The 17,993-nt window shown below is 41.6% G+C and carries 18 protein-coding genes; 15 read left to right on the top strand and 3 right to left on the bottom strand.

Annotation, left to right across the window (positions count from 1 at the left end):
* The first annotated feature begins 104 nt into the window (after positions 1–104).
* A complete protein-coding gene (locus KBU52_RS06465) occupies positions 105–479 on the top strand; it encodes a CidA/LrgA family protein (RefSeq protein WP_000781321.1) in 375 nt (124 codons plus the stop codon).
* Complete coding sequence (locus tag KBU52_RS06460) at positions 476–1,171, top strand: LrgB family protein (protein ID WP_254724837.1); 696 nt, start codon at positions 476–478, stop codon at positions 1,169–1,171. The genes KBU52_RS06465 and KBU52_RS06460 overlap by 4 nt, the downstream gene beginning before the upstream one ends.
* A gap of 69 nt (positions 1,172–1,240) precedes the next feature.
* Here KBU52_RS06460 and KBU52_RS06455 read toward each other — a convergent pair whose 3' ends face one another.
* From KBU52_RS06455 to KBU52_RS06445, 3 genes are read right to left on the bottom strand one after another with little or no spacing between them, the layout of a single operon-like run.
* A complete protein-coding gene (locus tag KBU52_RS06455; RefSeq protein WP_254724836.1) occupies positions 1,241–1,972 on the bottom strand; it encodes a hypothetical protein in 732 nt (243 codons plus the stop codon).
* A gap of 15 nt (positions 1,973–1,987) precedes the next feature.
* Positions 1,988–2,683 carry an ABC transporter ATP-binding protein gene (locus tag KBU52_RS06450; protein ID WP_004250779.1) on the bottom strand — a complete coding sequence of 232 codons (696 nt, stop codon included), beginning with the start codon at positions 2,681–2,683 and terminating at the stop codon, positions 1,988–1,990.
* A 3-nt stretch (positions 2,684–2,686) separates the two neighbouring features.
* Positions 2,687–3,052, bottom strand: a complete 366-nt coding sequence (locus KBU52_RS06445; RefSeq protein WP_004250781.1) for a GntR family transcriptional regulator — start codon at positions 3,050–3,052, stop codon at positions 2,687–2,689.
* Between the two features lie 142 nt (positions 3,053–3,194).
* Here KBU52_RS06445 and nrdR point away from each other — a divergent pair, with 142 nt between their 5' ends.
* The 13 genes from nrdR (at position 3,195) to recG (ending at position 17,816) form a co-directional block, all read left to right on the top strand.
* Positions 3,195–3,668 carry a transcriptional regulator NrdR gene (nrdR, locus tag KBU52_RS06440; RefSeq protein ID WP_004250782.1) on the top strand — a complete coding sequence of 158 codons (474 nt, stop codon included), beginning with the start codon at positions 3,195–3,197 and terminating at the stop codon, positions 3,666–3,668.
* Positions 3,669–4,838 (top strand): DNA helicase, encoded by a 1,170-nt coding sequence (locus KBU52_RS06435; RefSeq protein ID WP_254724835.1) that lies wholly within the window; start codon positions 3,669–3,671, stop codon positions 4,836–4,838.
* On the top strand, positions 4,839–5,735 hold the full coding sequence (gene dnaI / locus KBU52_RS06430; RefSeq protein ID WP_006153038.1) for a primosomal protein DnaI: 897 nt from the start codon (positions 4,839–4,841) through the stop codon (positions 5,733–5,735).
* Positions 5,732–6,445, top strand: a complete 714-nt coding sequence (locus tag KBU52_RS06425) for a nitroreductase family protein (RefSeq protein ID WP_006153056.1) — start codon at positions 5,732–5,734, stop codon at positions 6,443–6,445. Before dnaI ends, KBU52_RS06425 begins: the two co-directional genes overlap by 4 nt.
* 13 nt (positions 6,446–6,458) lie before the next feature.
* Positions 6,459–7,769: a ribosome biogenesis GTPase Der gene (gene der / locus KBU52_RS06420; protein ID WP_004250788.1), complete on the top strand. Its 1,311-nt coding sequence runs from the start codon at positions 6,459–6,461 to the stop codon at positions 7,767–7,769.
* A gap of 192 nt (positions 7,770–7,961) precedes the next feature.
* Positions 7,962–8,801, top strand: coding sequence for a YgcG family protein (locus KBU52_RS06415; RefSeq protein WP_254724834.1), 840 nt, complete (start codon positions 7,962–7,964; stop codon positions 8,799–8,801).
* A 38-nt stretch (positions 8,802–8,839) separates the two neighbouring features.
* On the top strand, positions 8,840–9,433 hold the full coding sequence (locus KBU52_RS06410; protein WP_006152901.1) for a LemA family protein: 594 nt from the start codon (positions 8,840–8,842) through the stop codon (positions 9,431–9,433).
* A 179-nt stretch (positions 9,434–9,612) separates the two neighbouring features.
* Entirely contained in the window at positions 9,613–12,126 is a 2,514-nt protein-coding gene (gene secA, locus KBU52_RS06405; protein WP_006152797.1) for a preprotein translocase subunit SecA, read from the top strand.
* Between the two features lie 80 nt (positions 12,127–12,206).
* Complete coding sequence (locus KBU52_RS06400) at positions 12,207–13,238, top strand: 3-deoxy-7-phosphoheptulonate synthase (RefSeq protein ID WP_006152856.1); 1,032 nt, start codon at positions 12,207–12,209, stop codon at positions 13,236–13,238.
* 1 nt (position 13,239) lies between these two features.
* Complete coding sequence (locus KBU52_RS06395; RefSeq protein ID WP_254724833.1) at positions 13,240–14,271, top strand: 3-deoxy-7-phosphoheptulonate synthase; 1,032 nt, start codon at positions 13,240–13,242, stop codon at positions 14,269–14,271.
* A gap of 45 nt (positions 14,272–14,316) precedes the next feature.
* Positions 14,317–14,679 (top strand): holo-ACP synthase, encoded by a 363-nt coding sequence (acpS, locus tag KBU52_RS06390; RefSeq protein WP_036759080.1) that lies wholly within the window; start codon positions 14,317–14,319, stop codon positions 14,677–14,679.
* Positions 14,669–15,772, top strand: a complete 1,104-nt coding sequence (alr, locus tag KBU52_RS06385) for an alanine racemase (RefSeq protein WP_254724832.1) — start codon at positions 14,669–14,671, stop codon at positions 15,770–15,772. Before acpS ends, alr begins: the two co-directional genes overlap by 11 nt.
* A complete protein-coding gene (recG, locus tag KBU52_RS06380) occupies positions 15,723–17,816 on the top strand; it encodes an ATP-dependent DNA helicase RecG (RefSeq protein ID WP_301796889.1) in 2,094 nt (697 codons plus the stop codon). The genes alr and recG overlap by 50 nt, the downstream gene beginning before the upstream one ends.
* The last annotated feature ends 177 nt before the right edge of the window (positions 17,817–17,993 follow it).

The raw sequence follows: 17,993 nt of genomic DNA, 5'->3' as shown, positions 1-17,993 counted from the left end.
CTTTTTCGATTCGATAGCAAGAAGTGTGTTTCTTGTGTATTTCCTTGAAATTTTCAGAAAAAAGAGTAAACTGGTATGCAGAAAATCTATTTTTGGAGTATACGATGAAGTTATATGTTCAGTTAATGATTCTCTTTGTGATTTCTCTAATCGGTGAAGGAATCTCCAGTTTTTTTCATTTGCCCATACCGGGAAGTATCATCGGCCTGATTATTCTTTTTCTAGCCTTGCAATTCAAGTGGTTACGTATCCGGCATGTCAACATGGTTGGGAATTTTCTCCTAGCGAATATGACTATCCTCTTTCTACCTCCTGCAGTTGGAATTATGGAGAAATTTGATGTGATTGCCCCCTATTTATTGCCTATTGTTTTAATTGTCTTTTTTGCAGCAGTTATCAATATTATCTTGATTGCGCTTGTAGTTCAGTTTATCAAAAAGCGTTATGAAGGTGATTACGAAGAAAGAGGTGCCAAATGAGCGAATTTGTATCCAATCCACTTTTTGGGATAGCCTTGTCCATTTTGGCTTATCTTGGAGGCATGATTATCTTTAGGCGGTATCCTCATCCTCTGACCACTCCCTTGCTGCTAGCAACTTTATTTATCATTGTTTTTCTAAAACTGACTGGTATTTCTTATGATGCCTATTATCAAGGTGGGGTCTACCTCAATAACTTGATCGTTCCCTCAACAGTGGCTCTAGGAATTCCTCTTTATAAGAGTTTTCACCTCATGAAACACCATGTTAGAAGTATTCTACTCAGTAGTTTCCTTGCTGTTGTTGTAAATACAGTTTTTACAGCTTTAGTTGCAAAATTTTTCGGCATGGATTTTTTCTTGGCGATTTCGCTTTTCCCAAAGTCTGTAACGACGGCCATGGCAGTTGGAATTACGGATAAGCTACAAGGGATAGCGACGATCACCTTGGTAGTTGTGGTAGCAACTGGCATTTTGACCAGCGTTATAGGACCAACACTGTTGAAATGGCTAAAAATAGACGACCCAGTAGCTGTTGGTCTTGCTCTTGGAGGAACTGGTCACGCAGTTGGGACTGGGACAGCTTTTCGCTATGGAGCTGTTGCGGGGGCTATGGGTGGCCTGGCTATCGGTGTCACCGGTATTCTCTACGTATTTGTCAGTCCCATCGTAGCAGGTTTGATATTGAGTTAAAAAATAAGAATGTTATATTTCTTTGTGTAAAAAGAAGCCCCTAGCTTTATTTGCTAGGGGCTTCATTCATTATTGTAAGTTTACTTTGTTCTTTAAAATATAGTAGGTTCCGAGATAGAAGCCGACGCTAAGGATTAAGTCCTTGAAAATTTCAAAGGATAATACCCAATTGTAGTCGAAATCGATGCGAAGATTTAGGGTGATAAAACCAAGGACTATTTGGATAGCGATGTAGGCGACAACCGCAAGAGCTGTACGGTATTCATTAAAGAGTTGGCCGATAGAGATAGACAAGTAGATACAAAGAATACCTGCAAGAGTGTTAAAAATATAGGAAATCAAGGCTAACCAGAAATTATCTGTATAATTTTTTAGCATATACTCGGCAAAACTAGATAGGAAGGCGTCTGGTTGAATCATGGAAATGATAATATAAAGGCTAAAAAGGAAGACCACTGTACTTGCCAAAGACCAAACAAAGGCACCAAGAAGTTTAGCGGAGAGGATCTGGTGTTCAGATACTGGCAGGGTGAGTGTTAGATAGCCACGACGATCATAAACACTTCCCTTAAATCGTTGAATAATCAAAATCAAGGTTGAGATACTCAAAGTAATAACCAGACCCCCAAAAACCAGAGATAGAAACACTAACATGACAACGCCCTTATCTTGATAATAGGTGCTTGAGAGGCTACTGCCCTGAATACCGATGATGACAGATAAGGATAGTACAGCTGCATAGAGGGCTAAAAACCATTTGTTGACATTTTTAAATTCATAACGAACTAAATTCCAAAACATAATAATCTCCTTTAACTAGGCTTTGAATTCGTGACGGAAGAGCTGGTCAATTGATTCACCCGACTCGTAACGAATATCATCCACATTCCCTTGACGGACGACTTTTCCGTCCTTGAGGAAAATAATCTCATCCAAGATAGGCTCGATATCCGAAATCAAGTGAGTTGAAATCAAGACAGTCGAAGTTGGAGAGTAGTTGTTGATGATGGTGTTCAAGATGTAGTCACGAGCTGCGGGATCGACACCACCGATTGGTTCGTCAAGGACGTATAGACGAGCGTCACGACTCATGACCAGGATCAACTGAACTTTTTCTTTGTTCCCTTTTGAGAGTTTCTTGAAACGGCTATTCTCGTCGATACCAAGGTCACGAAGAAGACCTTGAGCACGTTCCAGATTAAAATCTTTATAGAAGGTCTTGAAAAAGGTAAGAGCTTCTTTGACCTTCATCTGTTCGTTGAGATAGGTCGTATCAGGTAGATAAGAAACGATAGCCTTAGTTGCTGGGCTTGGTTCCATGCCATTGATGAGGATACGTCCTTGCTCTGGTTGGAGTAAACCGTTGATTAGTTTAATCAGGGTTGTTTTTCCGGAACCGTTTGGGCCAAGGAGACCCACAATCTTTCCTGCCGGGATTTCAAGGGAAACATTTTGAAGAGCAGGGCTTGCTCCATAGAATTTTGAAACATTTTCAAACGTTAACAAGGTCATAGTCTAAACTCCTTCAATATAATCTCTCAAAACAGTTGGTAGTTCTTCTTTTTCATAGCCAAATTCTACCATACCTGTTACAAACTGCTGCAGTTGTTCTTCAGATAGTTGCTTCCGGGATTGGAGGATTAGGTCCAAATCCTCGGTGACAAAACGTCCTGCAGTCCTCTTGGTGTATACGAAGCCTTCTCTTTCTAGGTCTGATAGGGCACGTTGGATGGTATTTGGATTGACGCCAGCCACACTAGCCAGTTCTCTGACAGTTGGCAGTTGTTGGTTGGGTTCTAGTTTATGAGAAACGATTTGCAGTTTAATCTTATCCATTATCTGCAAATAAATGGGTTTGTTGTTATCAAATGTCCAGGACATCACGGTCTCCTTTCAACAATTTCCTTTTGTGTCACTTAAATAATACAACTAAACAAAAAACTTGTCAAGCTAAAAGGAGAATTATTTTGGGAATTGCTTAAAAAATGGTATAATGAAAAGAAAACGACAAGGAGGGGAAGGCATGCGTTGTCCAAAATGTGGCGCTACAAAATCAAGTGTTATCGATAGCCGTCAGGCTGAAGAAGGAAATACGATTAGAAGAAGACGTGAGTGCGAAGAGTGTCAACATCGTTTCACAACCTATGAACGAGTTGAAGAGAGAACACTGGTAGTTGTCAAAAAAGATGGAACTCGAGAACAATTCTCAAGAGATAAAATCTTTAATGGAATTATTCGTTCAGCTCAAAAACGTCCGGTGTCTAGTGATGAGATTGGTATGGTGGTCAATCGTATCGAGCAAAAACTCCTCAGTCGCAATGATAATGAAATTCAAAGTGAAGATATTGGTTCTCTTGTTATGGAAGAGTTGGCTGAACTAGACGAAATCACCTACGTTCGTTTTGCTAGTGTTTATCGTAGCTTTAAAGATGTGAGCGAGCTCGAAAATCTTCTCAAACAAATTACGCAATCTTCAAAGAAGAAAAAGGAAAAATAAATGAAGCCTAATGATCGTTTTTCTTTTCTAAAGAATAATCGGGTGTCGCAAGATCCCACAACTTTGGTGCAGTGCTACCTCCCGATTATCGGTCAGGATGCGCTGAGTCTTTACCTTTATACCTTAGCTTTTTGGGATGGTGGACAAAAAGAACACCTGTTTGCAGCTATCCTCAATCATCTCAATTTTGGAATGGACAGGCTGTTAAAGGCTTTTAAAATCTTATCAGCCTTCAATTTGGTTACCCTCTATCAAAAGGGTGACTGCTATGAACTTGCTATTCATCCAACGCTTTCTAGCTCAGATTTCTTGCGTCATACGGTTTATCGTACCTTATTGGAGAAAAAAATCGGTGAGCCAGCAGTTTCTGATTTACGCCAAGAGCAGGCAGGCGGAGAGCCTTTGACTGTTTCTTTGAGTCAAGCCTTTCCAGAGATAGAAGAATTGGCTAGTCATGACGAGATGTCAGTAAAAGCTGATTTTAAAAATGATTTTGATTTGGAGCATTTTCGTCAGCTCATGGCGAGAGATAATCTCCGTTTCCAAGATGAACAGTCAGATGTTTTAGAGTTATTTAAAATTGCTGATGAGAAAAAATGGACCTGGTTTGAAACCTATCAATTGGCTAAGGTGACAGCAGTTTCACAAGTTATTTCTGTCAAGCGTATGCGTGAAAAATTAGCACAAGAGTCTGTTGCATCGGACTTTAGTCCCCAAGAAGCGACCATTATCCGAGAAGCTAAAAGTAAAACGGCCCTGCAATTTTTAGCGGGTATCAAACAAACCCGAAATGCTGGAATTATCCAAGCCGAACGCGATTTGCTAAAACAGATGGCGGATTTGGGACTGCTTGATGAAGTCATCAATGTCGTTATACTCTTGACCTTCAATAAGGTTGATTCGGCCAATCTCAATGAAAAATATGCCATGAAAGTGGCTAATGATTACTCTTATAACAAGATTCGTTCTGCTGAAGAAGCTGTGCTTCGAATCAGAGAGAAGAATCAAAAGGGGCAAGAACAAAAATCAGCGAAGCCAAGCCAAGCCAAAAGCAATGTCCCAAAATGGAGTAATCCAGAATATAAAAATGAAACCAGCAAAGAAACTCGCTTGGAGTTAGAACGTAAGAAAAAAGAAATGTTAGACCGATTAGGAAAAGGAGGAGACTAGATGGAAAGTGTAGGAGATGTGCTTAAAGATCATCCCAGCCGTTTTCAATACCAGGACCTGGTCCAGCAGATTGTAAAAGATCCGGATGTTGCGGCTTTTATCCAGAAGGAATCTCTCAGTCAAGAGGAATTGAATCGTAGTATCTCTAAGTTTAACCAATACATCACCGAGCGAGATAAGTTCCTTCGTGGAGATACCGACTATATCGCGCGTGGCTATAAGCCAATTCTAGTTATGAATCATGGTTACGCAGATGTATCCTATGAGGAAACTCCGGAACTGATTGCGGCTGAGAAAGAAGCAGCTATCAAGAACCGTCTCAAACTGATTAATCTTCCAGCCAGTCTTAAAAAAGCTAGTTTGGCTCAAGTTGATTTGGATGATTTGGGACGTTTGCCAGTTTTTGAAAAGCTCTTTACCTTTGTTGAGCAATATCCAGAAGTCCGTAAAGGTCTCTATCTCTATGGAGACTTTGGAGTTGGAAAGAGCTTTATGGTGGCTGCCCTAGCCCATGATTTGTCAGAAAAACGTGGGGTTTCATCAACTCTTCTTCACTATCCTAGCTTTGTCATTGATGTCAAAAATGCTATCGGTGATGGGAATGTTAAGAATTTGGTGGATGAAATCAAGCAAGCTGAAGTCTTGATTTTGGATGATATTGGTGCAGAGCAATCAACGCCTTGGGTGCGTGATGAAGTCTTGCAAGTCATTCTCCAATATCGTATGCAGGAAGATTTGCCAACCTTCTTTACCTCAAATTTCAATTTTGAAGATTTGGAAAAACATTTTGCTAAAGGCAAGAACGGAAACGATGAAACATGGGAAGCTAGACGCGTTATGGAGCGTATCCGTTATTTAGCAGAAGAAACACGACTAGAAGGAGAGAATCGCCGATGAGTGAAACAATCACCTTAATGAAATCTCATACCTCGGTTCGCAGATTTAAAGAAGAAGCGATCCCTCAAGAGGACTTGAATGAGATTTTATCAGCTGCCCAAATGGCTTCTTCTTGGAAAAATTTCCAATCTTATTCTGTGATTCTAGTCAGAAGTCAAGAAAAGAAAGATGCTCTTTTTGAGCTGGTTCCTCAGGAAGCGATTCGTCAGTCTGCCGCCTTCCTCCTCTTTGTAGGAGATTTAAACCGTGCAGAAAAAGGGGCTCGTCTCCATACCGATACTTTCCAACCTCAAGGGGTGGAAGGACTCCTCATTACTTCTGTAGACGCAGCCTTGGCTGGACAGAATACCTTGCTTGCGGCAGAAAGCCTTGGCTATGGTGGAGTAATCATCGGTTTGGTGCGTTACAAATCTGTTGAATTAGCAGAATTGTTCAAGCTTCCTGACTATACCTACCCAGTTTTTGGGATTGCACTTGGTGTGCCGAACCAAAAACATGATGTAAAACCAAGATTGCCACTAGAGAATGTTGTTTTTGAGGAAGAATATCAAGAACAAACAACTGAGGCTATTGAAGCCTATGACCGTGTGCAGACTGAATATGCCGGAGCTCGTGCGACTACCACTTGGAGTCAACGTCTTGCAGAGCAATTCGGTCAGCCTGAACCAAGCTCAACTAGAGAAAATCTTGAACAAAAGAACTTATTATAGAAAGTGAGAAAACATGGCCTTACCAACTGTTGCCATCGTAGGACGTCCCAATGTTGGGAAATCAACCCTGTTTAATCGTATTGCAGGGGAACGCATCTCAATCGTAGAAGATGTCGAAGGAGTGACACGGGACCGTATCTATGCTACTGGTGAATGGCTTAACCGTTCTTTCAGTATGATTGATACTGGAGGGATTGATGATGTTGATGCTCCATTTATGGAACAAATCAAGCACCAGGCAGAGATTGCTATGGAAGAAGCTGATGTCATCGTTTTTGTGGTTTCCGGTAAAGAAGGAATTACGGATGCAGATGAATACGTAGCCCGTAAACTCTATAAAACTCATAAACCTGTTATCCTCGCGGTCAACAAGGTTGATAATCCAGAGATGCGAAATGATATCTATGATTTCTATGCTCTTGGATTGGGAGAACCATTGCCAATTTCATCTGTGCACGGGATTGGTACAGGGGATGTACTAGATGCCATCGTCGAAAATCTTCCACATGAAGTCGAAGATGAAAATCCAGATGTCATTAAATTCAGCTTGATTGGTCGCCCGAATGTCGGAAAATCTAGCTTGATCAATGCCATTTTGGGAGAAGACCGCGTGATTGCCAGTCCTGTTGCTGGTACAACTCGTGATGCCATTGATACACATTTTACAGATGCGGATGGCCAAGAGTTTACCATGATTGATACGGCTGGTATGCGTAAGTCTGGTAAAGTCTATGAAAACACAGAGAAATACTCAGTCATGCGTGCCATGCGTGCTATTGACCGTTCAGATGTAGTCTTGATGGTCCTCAATGCTGAAGAAGGTATCCGTGAGTACGACAAGCGTATCGCTGGATTTGCCCACGAAGCTGGTAAAGGGATGATTATCGTGGTCAATAAGTGGGATACCCTTGAAAAAGATAACCACACCATGAAAAACTGGGAAGAGGATATCCGTGAGCAGTTCCAATACTTGCCTTACGCACCGATTATCTTTGTATCAGCTTTGACCAAGCAACGTCTCCATAAACTGCCAGAGATGATCAAACAAATTAGTGAAAGTCAAAACACTCGTATCCCATCGGCTGTCTTGAATGATGTCATTATGGACGCTATTGCCATCAATCCAACACCGACTGATAAAGGGAAACGCCTCAAGATCTTCTATGCGACACAAGTGGCAACCAAACCACCGACCTTTGTGATCTTTGTCAACGAAGAAGAACTTATGCACTTCTCTTACTTGCGTTTCTTGGAAAATCAAATCCGCAAAGCCTTTGTCTTTGAAGGGACACCAATCCATTTGATCGCAAGAAAACGGAAATAAAAAAATAAAAAGAAGAAGGTTCTCGGACCTTCTTTTTTGGGAACAACATCAAGAGACTAGAACTAAATTTGTCATCAAATTAACATCATTTTCCTGGTCCTTGTCATGGATTTGTAATGAAAACGTACTTTCTTTGTAAGGTTCAAAATGCTATAATGCTCTAAACAATTTTCCTTGCATAAGGAGGTTATTATGAAAAAAGATAGATTGTTAAAGAATCGATTCGTGGTGCATTTACTTGGATTGCTGATGGTATTTCTCTTCTTGTCAGCATTCACAGCACCTGAAAAACCAGACTATGGTATCTATGATCCAAATCATTATTTGACAGAGGAAGTAGTTACTCAGATTCGTGATTTGAATGAAGCCAATAGTCAAAAGGCAGAAAAGCTTCAAATAGGGGTCTATATCGTAGACAGTCTGGAAGGAGAAAGCATTGAAACGGTGGCTAATGAAACTGCCAGGGCTTGGAAGATTGGCTATTCAGGAGATAATTTTGGAAGTCTCATTGTAGTAGCCGTTCAAGACCGTAAATCAAGAATTGAAACCAGTAATAACACCGCCATTAGAATAACGGACTATCAAACCAAGCAGATCTTGGCAGCCAGTCGTACAGATTTTAAAACTGGTGACTATAGTAAAGGAATTCTAGCGATTGCCAAAGGCTTGGACAATCAGTTTTATAGAGGAAGTGGAACATTTCCATCTGATGATTCCTCTGAAATAAAACGTTATTCTGATAGCATCAGTGGGAAGAAATCGAGTCGCAATAGTAGCTCGTCTAGTCATCGTAAGAACAGTGACCCTATGGACAATGTGTTCGGAGTCGGGATAATCATTTATTTCATTGTCGTATTTATAGCCATTATTAGAGGAGGCGGCGGTGGCCGAGGAGGAGATTCCTCTGACGGAGGATGGTGGTTTAGTGACTCATCTGACTCAGGTTCATCTTGGTCCGACTCAGGATCAGACTCCTCTAGTAGCTGGGACGGTGGCGGCTTCGATGGCGGTGGTTCATCCGATGATTGGTAATGATCGTGTAAAAATTAAGGAATTAAGTAGGTTTAGATATGAAAAATAAAGGAATTATTTATGTGTTGAGCATTTTGCTGGCTATTATCTTGCTTGGCGGTTGCTCAGTAGTAGGCACTTATAACGGACTTGTCTCCGAACAAACCAAGGTAGAACAAGCGCAAGCAGATGTAGCAACAGCTCTTCAACGTCGTTCTGACTTGATTGGAAATTTGGTAGAGTCTGTAAAAGGTCAGATGAACCATGAGACAGAAGTCTTTACCCAAATTGCAGAAGCTCGTGCTAAAATTGGGAATGGCTCCGTAACTTCAAAAGAAAATCAAGAGGCTCAAGGAGAGTTGAGTTCCGCTATTTCACGATTGATCTCGCTAACAGAAAATTATCCAGAGCTCAAGAGCAATCAAAATGTGGAACAACTCATGACGGAGTTGGCTGGAAGTGAAAACCGTATTTTTGTAGCCCGTAAGGATTATAACCAAGCTGCAACAGAATACAATCAAAAATTAAGAAGCTTCCCAACAGTTCTTTTTGCTAACATGATGAACTTTAAAGAGGCAGAAACCTTTAAAGAAAGCGAAGAAGCCAAGACAGCTCCAAAGGTTGATTTTAGTACTTCTACAACTAAAGAATAGGCTTGAAATTTCTAAAAGAAAATCAATGATTAGCAATAGTTTGAACATTTACAAAAAAAGGCTCTAAATGAGCCTTTTTTAGCTTGTATAAACACGGATTCTTTCTTGAAAAAGCTGGGCAAATATGCTACAATAAAAAGAACATTCTAAAATATTCAGAATTTAAAGTAAGGAAAAAAATGGCAAATTTATTAAAAACAATCATCGAAAATGATAAAGGGGAACTTCGCCGCTTAGAAAAGATGGCTGATAAAGTCCTCAAATACGAAGATGAAATGGCTGCTTTGACAGACGAGCAGTTGCAAGCTAAGACAGAAGAATTTAAGCAACGTTATCAAAATGGTGAAACGCTTGATCAACTCTTGTACGAAGCCTTTGCGGTTGTACGTGAGGGAGCTAAGCGTGTTCTTGGACTTTTCCCATACAAGGTTCAGGTTATGGGTGGTATCGTTCTTCACCACGGTGACGTTCCAGAAATGCGTACAGGGGAAGGGAAAACCTTGACAGCGACAATGCCTGTTTACCTAAACGCTCTTTCAGGTAAAGGTGTACACGTAGTTACCGTCAACGAATACCTTACAGAACGTGACGCGACTGAGATGGGTGAGTTGTACTCATGGCTTGGTTTGTCAGTAGGGATCAACTTGGCTGCGAAATCTCCAATGGAGAAAAAAGAAGCTTATCTCTGTGATATTACTTACTCAACAAACTCAGAAATTGGTTTCGACTATCTTCGTGATAACATGGTGGTTCGTGCGGAGAACATGGTTCAACGCCCACTTAACTATGCCTTGGTCGATGAGGTTGACTCTATCTTGATCGACGAAGCTCGTACACCATTGATCGTTTCAGGAGCTAATGCAGTTGAAACAAGTCAACTCTACCACATGGCTGACCATTTTGTGAAGTCTTTGGATAAAGATGACTACATCATTGATATTCAGTCTAAGACAATCGGTTTGTCTGACTCAGGTATTGACAAGGCTGAAAGCTACTTCAAACTAGAAAACCTTTATGATATCGAAAATGTGGCTTTGACTCACTTTATCGACAACGCCCTTCGTGCCAACTACATCATGATTCTTGATATTGACTATGTGGTCAGCGAAGAACAAGAAATTTTGATTGTCGACCAATTTACAGGTCGTACTATGGAAGGTCGTCGATACTCTGACGGATTGCACCAAGCGATTGAAGCTAAAGAAGGTGTGCCAATCCAAGATGAAACTAAGACATCAGCATCGATTACCTACCAAAACCTTTTCCGTATGTATAAAAAATTGGCAGGTATGACAGGTACTGGTAAAACAGAAGAAGAAGAATTCCGCGAAATCTACAACATCCGTGTTATTCCAATTCCTACAAACCGTCCGATCCAACGTATCGACCATTCAGACCTTCTTTACGCTAGCCTCGATGCAAAATTCAAGGCTGTAGTAGAAGATGTTAAGGCTCGTTACCAAAAAGGTCAACCAGTCTTGGTAGGTACTGTTGCCGTTGAAACCAGTGATTTTCTTTCTAAGAAATTGGTTGAAGCAGGCGTGCCTCACGAAGTATTGAATGCTAAAAACCACTACAGAGAAGCACAAATCATTATGAATGCTGGTCAACGTGGTGCGGTGACTATCGCAACAAACATGGCCGGTCGTGGTACCGATATTAAACTTGGTGAAGGTGTTCGTGAGCTTGGTGGACTTTGTGTTATCGGTACAGAGCGTCATGAAAGCCGTCGTATAGATAACCAGCTTCGTGGACGTTCAGGCCGTCAAGGTGACCCAGGTGAGTCACAATTCTACTTGTCGCTCGAAGATGATTTGATGAAACGTTTTGGTTCAGAACGTTTGAAAGGTGTCTTTGAACGTCTTAATATGTCTGACGAAGCCATCGAATCTCGTATGTTGACACGTCAGGTCGAAGCAGCGCAAAAACGTGTTGAAGGAAATAACTACGATACTCGTAAACAAGTCCTCCAATATGATGACGTTATGCGTGAACAACGTGAGATTATCTACGCACAACGTTATGAAGTTATCACTGCAGAACGTGACTTGGCTCCTGAAATTCATGCTATGATTCGCCGTACGATTGGACGAATTGTCGATGGCCATGCTCGTTCTAAACAAGATGAAAAGCTTGAAGCAATCTTGAACTTTGCCAAGTACAATTTGCTTCCAGAAGATTCAATTTCACTTTCAGACCTAGAAGGTTTATCAGACCAAGCTATCAAGGATGAATTATACCAACGTGCATTGAAAGTCTACGATAGCCAAGTTGCTAAACTTCGTGACGAAGAAGCAGTGAAAGAATTCCAGAAAGTCTTGATTCTACGTGTTGTAGATAACAAGTGGACTGACCATATCGATGCCCTTGATCAGTTGAGAAATGCTGTTGGTCTTCGTGGTTATGCCCAAAACAACCCTGTCGTGGAATATCAAGCGGAAGGCTTCCGTATGTTTAATGATATGATTGGTTCGATTGAGTTTGATGTGACTCGCTTGATGATGAAAGCACAAATTCATGAACAAGAACGACCACAGACCGAACATCATATTAGTACGACAGCAACTCGAAATATTGCTGCTCAACAGACAAATCTTCCAGCTGATTTGGACCTCAGCCAAGTAAAACGTAATGACTTGTGCCCATGTGGATCTGGTAAGAAATTTAAAAACTGTCACGGTAAACGACGTTAAGAACGACTAATTTTCAGGCGGATGCCTAGTGAAAAGTGAATTTTCGCTTGGCGTCCGTTTGCTTTATAAGGAGATGAATAATGGTATTTACAGCAAAAAGCCCTAAAATTAATATTGATGAAGTTCGTAGTTTGTCTAAACTAGAAGGACAAGTACTTGCGAACAAACTCCAACGTGATCAAGAGCTTGAAGCGATTATTCGTGGGGAAGACCAACGCATCTTGTTGGTGATTGGTCCGTGTTCGTCTGATAATGAAGAGGCGGTTCTTGAGTATGCTAAGCGTTTGTCAAAACTGCAAGAAGAAGTCAAAGACCGCGTCTTTATGGTCATGCGTGTCTACACTGCTAAACCACGTACTAACGGTGACGGATATAAGGGATTGATTCACCAGCCAAATGCCAAAGAAGCGCCTAGCCTCATCAATGGGATCAAGGCGGTTCGTCATCTGCACTACCGTGTTATTTCTGAAACAGGAATGACAACAGCAGATGAAATGTTGTACCCAGAGAACCTTCCTTTAGTAGATGATTTGATTTCTTATATGGCAGTTGGAGCCCGTTCAGTCGAAGATCAACAACACCGTTTTGTAGCTAGTGGAGCAGATTTTGCGACAGGTTTTAAAAATCCAACCTCAGGAAATCTCAATGTCATGTTTAACGGTATTTATGCAGCTCAAAACAAGCAGAGTTTTCTTTTCCTAGGGAAAGAAGTCGAAACTACTGGAAATCCTCTATCGCATGCTATTCTCCGTGGAGCTCTTAACGAGTACGGGAAAAACATTCCTAACTACTACTACGATAATTTGATGGATACTATTGCTCAGTATGAAAAGATGGTACTTGAGAATCCATTCATCATTATTGATACCAACCATGATAACTCAGGGAAACAGTATATGGAGCAGATTCGTATCGTTCGCCAGACTTTAATTAACCGTGATTGGAATGAAAAGATTAAAAAATATGTCCGTGGTTTCATGATTGAGTCATATCTAGAAGATGGTCGTCAAAATGAACCAGAGGTCTTTGGAAAATCTATCACCGATCCATGTCTAGGATGGGAAAATACGGAAGCTCTTGTTCGCGAAATCTACCAAAGACTAGGAGAATAATATGGCATTTATCGAGAAAGGTCAAGAAATCGATATTGAAGCGATTAAGGCGGAAACACGGCTATCTGCAGAAACCTTGCAGCATAAGGAAAGCCGTGATCAAGAATTAGCAGATATCCTTTCAGGTAAGGATGATCGTATCCTTTTGGTCATTGGGCCTTGTTCGTCTGATAATGAAGAAGCAGTTCTAGAGTATGCCCGTCGTTTAGCAGACTTGCAGAAAAAAGTGGCGGATAAGATTTTCATGGTCATGCGTGTTTACACGGCCAAACCACGTACCAATGGAGATGGCTACAAGGGCTTGGTTCATCAGCCAGATACTTCTAAAGCTCCAAGCTTAATCAATGGTTTACAGGCTGTTCGTCAGCTTCATTATCGGGTGATTACAGAAACAGGATTGACTACAGCAGATGAAATGCTTTATCCAGCCAATCTCGTCTTGGTTGACGACTTGGTGAGTTATCATGCAGTGGGTGCGCGTTCAGTAGAAGACCAAGAACACCGTTTTGTAGCTTCAGGAATCGATGCACCAGTAGGGATGAAGAACCCAACATCTGGAAACCTATCTGTGATGTTTAATGCCATCTATGCTGCACAAAACAAACAAACCTTTCTCTTTCATGGTCAAGAAGTTGAAACTTCAGGAAATCCCTTGGCTCACGTCATCCTTCGTGGAGCTATGAATGAATATGGGAAAAATGAACCTAACTTCTACTATGAAACCCTCTTAAATGCCATCGGTCGTTATGAGTCTATGGGGCTCGAAAATCCCTTTATCATGATTGATACTAACCATGATAATTCAGGGAAACAGTATATGGAGCAAGTTCGCATTGTTCGCCAAACTCTTCTCAACCGTGACTGGAATGAAAAGATTAAGAAGACAATTCGAGGCTTCATGATCGAGTCTTACTTAGCAGATGGGCGCCAAAACCAGCCAGAAATCTTTGGACGTTCCATTACAGACCCATGTTTGGGCTGGGAAAATACAGTAGCTTTAGTAGAAGAAATCTATTCTACCTTAACAAAATAAGTGAAAAGGATGGAGTTGGGGGAATCTCAACTCCTTTTGATGAAAATGATAGTTGGACACGGAATCGATATTGAAGAATTAGCTTCTATACAAAATGCAGTTGAAAAAAGAGAAGGCTTTGCGCAGCGTGTCTTGACAGACAAGGAAATGGAGCGCTTTGCCAGTCTCAAAGGTCGCAGACAGATTGAGTATTTGGCTGGTCGTTGGTCAGCTAAAGAAGCTTTCTCAAAGGCTATGGGAACGGGAATTGGGAAGCTAGGCTTTCAGGATTTGGAAGTATTGAACGATGAAAAGGGAGCTCCCTACTTCAGCAAATCCCCATTTTCAGGAAATGTTTGGTTATCGATTAGCCATACAGAACAGTTTGTGACAGCTAGTGTTATTTTGGAGGAAAATCATGAAAACTAGTCCACATAGACCAACCAAGGCCCTTATTAATCTAGAAGCAATCCGCTACAATATCCAACAAATGGGAGCACACATTCCTAAAGGCACCCTCAAATGGGCGGTTGTGAAAGCCAATGCCTATGGACATGGAGCGATAGCTGTTGCAAGAGCTATCCAGGATGATGTAGATGGCTATTGTGTGTCAAATATTGATGAAGCCATCGAACTCCGTCAGGCAGGTATCGCTAAGAAAATTCTTATTTTAGGAGTATCTGAGGTCGAATCTTTTTCATTGGCTAAGGATTTTGATATTACCTTGACAGTGGCAGGATTGGAATGGATTAAGAATCTCCTTGATACTGAGTCAGACTTAGCTGGTTTAACCGTTCACCTTAAGATTGACTCAGGCATGGGACGAATTGGTTTTAGAAGTGCAAACGAGGTAGCAAAAGCTCAAGCTTTACTAAAGGGACATGGTGCTTCTGTCGAGGGAATCTTTACACACTTTGCTACTGCAGATGAAGAGTCGGATACCTACTTTAAGCAACAGCTAGAGTATTTCAAGGGAATCCTAGATGACTTGAAGGAAGTCCCAGAATTGGTTCATGCTAGTAACTCCGCAACTACTTTATGGCATGCGGAAACGATTTTTAATGCTGTTCGCATGGGGGATTCCATGTATGGTCTCAATCCAAGTGGACAAGTTTTGGAATTGCCTTATAAACTAAAACCAGCCTTAACCTTGGAGTCAGCCATCGTTCATGTCAAAAAAGTTCCAGCAGGGGCTTGTATGGGCTACGGAGCGACTTATCAGGCAGACAGTGAGCAAGTCATTGCCACTTTGCCAATCGGTTATGCAGATGGTTGGACACGAGACATGCAGAATTTCTCAGTTTTGGTTGATGGGCTATTGTGCCCCATCGTAGGGCGTGTATCCATGGACCAAATCACCATTCGCTTACCTAAGCTTTACCCATTGGGTACCAAGGTAACTTTGATTGGCTCAGACGGTGATAAAGAAATTACTGCAACAGATGTAGCAGTTTACCGTGGAACCATCAATTATGAGGTGGTTTGTCTCCTCAGTGATCGAGTTCCGAGAGAATATCATTAAAAGAAAGAACGAAGGAAAGGAGAGGAGCATGAATTTACATCAACCCTTGCATGTCTTGCCTGGCGTGGGACCAAAATCTGCAGAGAAATATACCAAACTAGGAATTGAAAACCTGCAAGATCTCTTGCTCTACTTTCCTTTCCGTTATGAAGATTTTAAGACCAAGCAGGTGCTAGAGCTAGAAGACGGTGAGAAGGCAGTCCTGTCTGGTCAGGTAGTGACACCAGCCAGTGTTCAGTATTATGGTTTTAAGCGCAATCGCCTACGTTTTAACCTCAAGCAGGGAGAGGTTGTGTTTGCGGTGAACTTCTTTAACCAACCCTACCTGGCAGACAAGATTGAACTAGGAGCAACCTTGGCTGTCTTTGGCAAGTGGGATCGTGCCAAGGCTAGTCTCACAGGAATGAAGGTTTTAGCCCAAGTCGAGGATGACCTCCAACCTGTCTATCGTCTCGCACAAGGTATCAGTCAAGCAGGACTTGTTAAGGTCATCAAGACCGCCTTTGATCAGGGACTGGACCTCTTGATAGAAGAAAACATCCCCCAGTCCCTGCTCGATAAATACAAACTCATGCCCCGTAGTCAGGCTGTTCGTTCCATGCATTTTCCCAAGGATTTGGCAGAATACAAACAGGCTCTCCGTCGAATCAAATTTGAGGAACTCTTCTATTTCCAAATGCAATTACAGACCCTCAAGTCTGAAAATAAGGTTGATGGAAGTGGTCTGGTCTTGAACTGGTCTCAGAAAAAATTAACTGCAGTAAAAGAAAAGTTACCCTTTGCTCTGACCCAAGCCCAAGAAAAAAGCCTGCAAGAAATCCTAACAGATATGAAGTCGGACCACCACATGAATCGACTCTTACAAGGGGATGTAGGAAGCGGGAAGACAGTGGTTGCAGGTCTTGCCATGTATGCTGCTGTAACGGCTGGTTACCAGGCCGCCCTCATGGTTCCAACAGAGATTCTTGCAGAGCAACATTTTGAAAGTCTAGAGAGTCTCTTTCCTGATTTGAAATTAGCTCTCTTGACAGGTTCATTGAAAGCTGCAGAAAAACGCAAGGTCTTGGAAAGCATTGCTAAGAGTCAAGTTGATGTAATCATTGGTACCCATGCTCTTATACAAGACGGCGTGGACTATGCTAAACTCGGCTTGATTATCATCGATGAGCAACACCGCTTTGGTGTAGGGCAAAGGCGTATTTTACGGGAAAAAGGTGAAAATCCAGATGTCCTCATGATGACGGCAACTCCCATACCACGGACCTTAGCCATTACTGCCTTTGGGGATATGGATGTTTCTATTATTGACCAGATGCCAGCAGGGCGTAAACCGATCGTAACTCGTTGGATCAAGCATGAGCAATTACCACAGGTCTTGATTTGGTTGGAGGGTGAGATTCAGAAAGGCTCCCAAGTCTATGTTATCTCTCCTTTGATTGAAGAATCTGAAGCCTTGGATCTTAAAAATGCTATTGCTCTATCAGAGGAGTTAACAACTCATTTTGAAGGAAAAGCAAAAGTTGCTCTCTTACATGGGAAGATGAAGAGTGATGAAAAAGACCAGATTATGCAGGATTTCAAAGAGAGAAAGACAGATATCCTGGTCTCTACAACGGTTATCGAGGTCGGTGTCAATGTGCCAAATGCGACAGTCATGATTATCATGGATGCTGACCGTTTCGGACTTAGTCAGCTCCATCAGCTCAGAGGTCGTGTCGGTCGTGGAGACAAGCAGTCCTATGCAGTTCTAGTGGCCAATCCAAAAACTGACTCTGGGAAAGACCGCATGCGTATCATGACGGAAACGACCAATGGTTTTGTCCTTGCAGAAGAAGATTTGAAAATGCGGGGTTCTGGTGAAATTTTTGGGACCAAACAGTCGGGTCTACCAGAGTTCCATGTAGCTGATATCATCGAAGACTTCCCAATCCTTGAGGAAGCTAGAAAGGTAGCTAGCTATATCAGCTCCCTCCCAAATTGGAGAGAGGATCCAGAGTGGCACATGATTGCCTTACATCTCGAGAAGAAAGAATATCTGGATTAAGCTTTTTATAAGATAATGTTAAGTTTGCTTTTAGGGTGAGTATCTATACTAGAGTCATCAAAAAGAAACGAGGACTCTCTCATGACTATTAAAGTAAATTACCAAAAGACATTTCAAAAGGAAACTCAACCTTCTCCTAAATACTAAGAAAAGAGCGAAATCGCTCTTTTTTATTTT

The sequence above is a fragment of the Streptococcus sp. 9.1(2021) genome (assembly GCF_030466425.1).
Lineage (GTDB): Bacteria > Bacillota > Bacilli > Lactobacillales > Streptococcaceae > Streptococcus > Streptococcus wuxiensis.
The sequence above is the reverse complement of the archived record's forward strand: the minus strand, read 5'-3'. Positions and strand labels throughout refer to the sequence as shown.

Excerpts from the sequence above, each read along its gene's own strand:
- KBU52_RS06465 (WP_000781321.1), top strand. The coding sequence starts at position 105 with ATGAAGTTATATGTTCAGTTAATGATTCTCTTTGTGATTTCTCTAATC.
- KBU52_RS06460 (WP_254724837.1), top strand. The coding sequence starts at position 476 with ATGAGCGAATTTGTATCCAATCCACTTTTTGGGATAGCCTTGTCCATT.
- KBU52_RS06455 (WP_254724836.1), bottom strand. The coding sequence starts at position 1,972 with ATGTTTTGGAATTTAGTTCGTTATGAATTTAAAAATGTCAACAAATGG.
- KBU52_RS06450 (WP_004250779.1), bottom strand. The coding sequence starts at position 2,683 with ATGACCTTGTTAACGTTTGAAAATGTTTCAAAATTCTATGGAGCAAGC.
- KBU52_RS06445 (WP_004250781.1), bottom strand. The coding sequence starts at position 3,052 with ATGTCCTGGACATTTGATAACAACAAACCCATTTATTTGCAGATAATG.
- nrdR (WP_004250782.1), top strand. The coding sequence starts at position 3,195 with ATGCGTTGTCCAAAATGTGGCGCTACAAAATCAAGTGTTATCGATAGC.
- KBU52_RS06435 (WP_254724835.1), top strand. The coding sequence starts at position 3,669 with ATGAAGCCTAATGATCGTTTTTCTTTTCTAAAGAATAATCGGGTGTCG.
- dnaI (WP_006153038.1), top strand. The coding sequence starts at position 4,839 with ATGGAAAGTGTAGGAGATGTGCTTAAAGATCATCCCAGCCGTTTTCAA.
- KBU52_RS06425 (WP_006153056.1), top strand. The coding sequence starts at position 5,732 with ATGAGTGAAACAATCACCTTAATGAAATCTCATACCTCGGTTCGCAGA.
- der (WP_004250788.1), top strand. The coding sequence starts at position 6,459 with ATGGCCTTACCAACTGTTGCCATCGTAGGACGTCCCAATGTTGGGAAA.
- KBU52_RS06415 (WP_254724834.1), top strand. The coding sequence starts at position 7,962 with ATGAAAAAAGATAGATTGTTAAAGAATCGATTCGTGGTGCATTTACTT.
- KBU52_RS06410 (WP_006152901.1), top strand. The coding sequence starts at position 8,840 with ATGAAAAATAAAGGAATTATTTATGTGTTGAGCATTTTGCTGGCTATT.
- secA (WP_006152797.1), top strand. The coding sequence starts at position 9,613 with ATGGCAAATTTATTAAAAACAATCATCGAAAATGATAAAGGGGAACTT.
- KBU52_RS06400 (WP_006152856.1), top strand. The coding sequence starts at position 12,207 with ATGGTATTTACAGCAAAAAGCCCTAAAATTAATATTGATGAAGTTCGT.
- KBU52_RS06395 (WP_254724833.1), top strand. The coding sequence starts at position 13,240 with ATGGCATTTATCGAGAAAGGTCAAGAAATCGATATTGAAGCGATTAAG.
- acpS (WP_036759080.1), top strand. The coding sequence starts at position 14,317 with ATGATAGTTGGACACGGAATCGATATTGAAGAATTAGCTTCTATACAA.
- alr (WP_254724832.1), top strand. The coding sequence starts at position 14,669 with ATGAAAACTAGTCCACATAGACCAACCAAGGCCCTTATTAATCTAGAA.
- recG (WP_301796889.1), top strand. The coding sequence starts at position 15,723 with ATGAGGTGGTTTGTCTCCTCAGTGATCGAGTTCCGAGAGAATATCATT.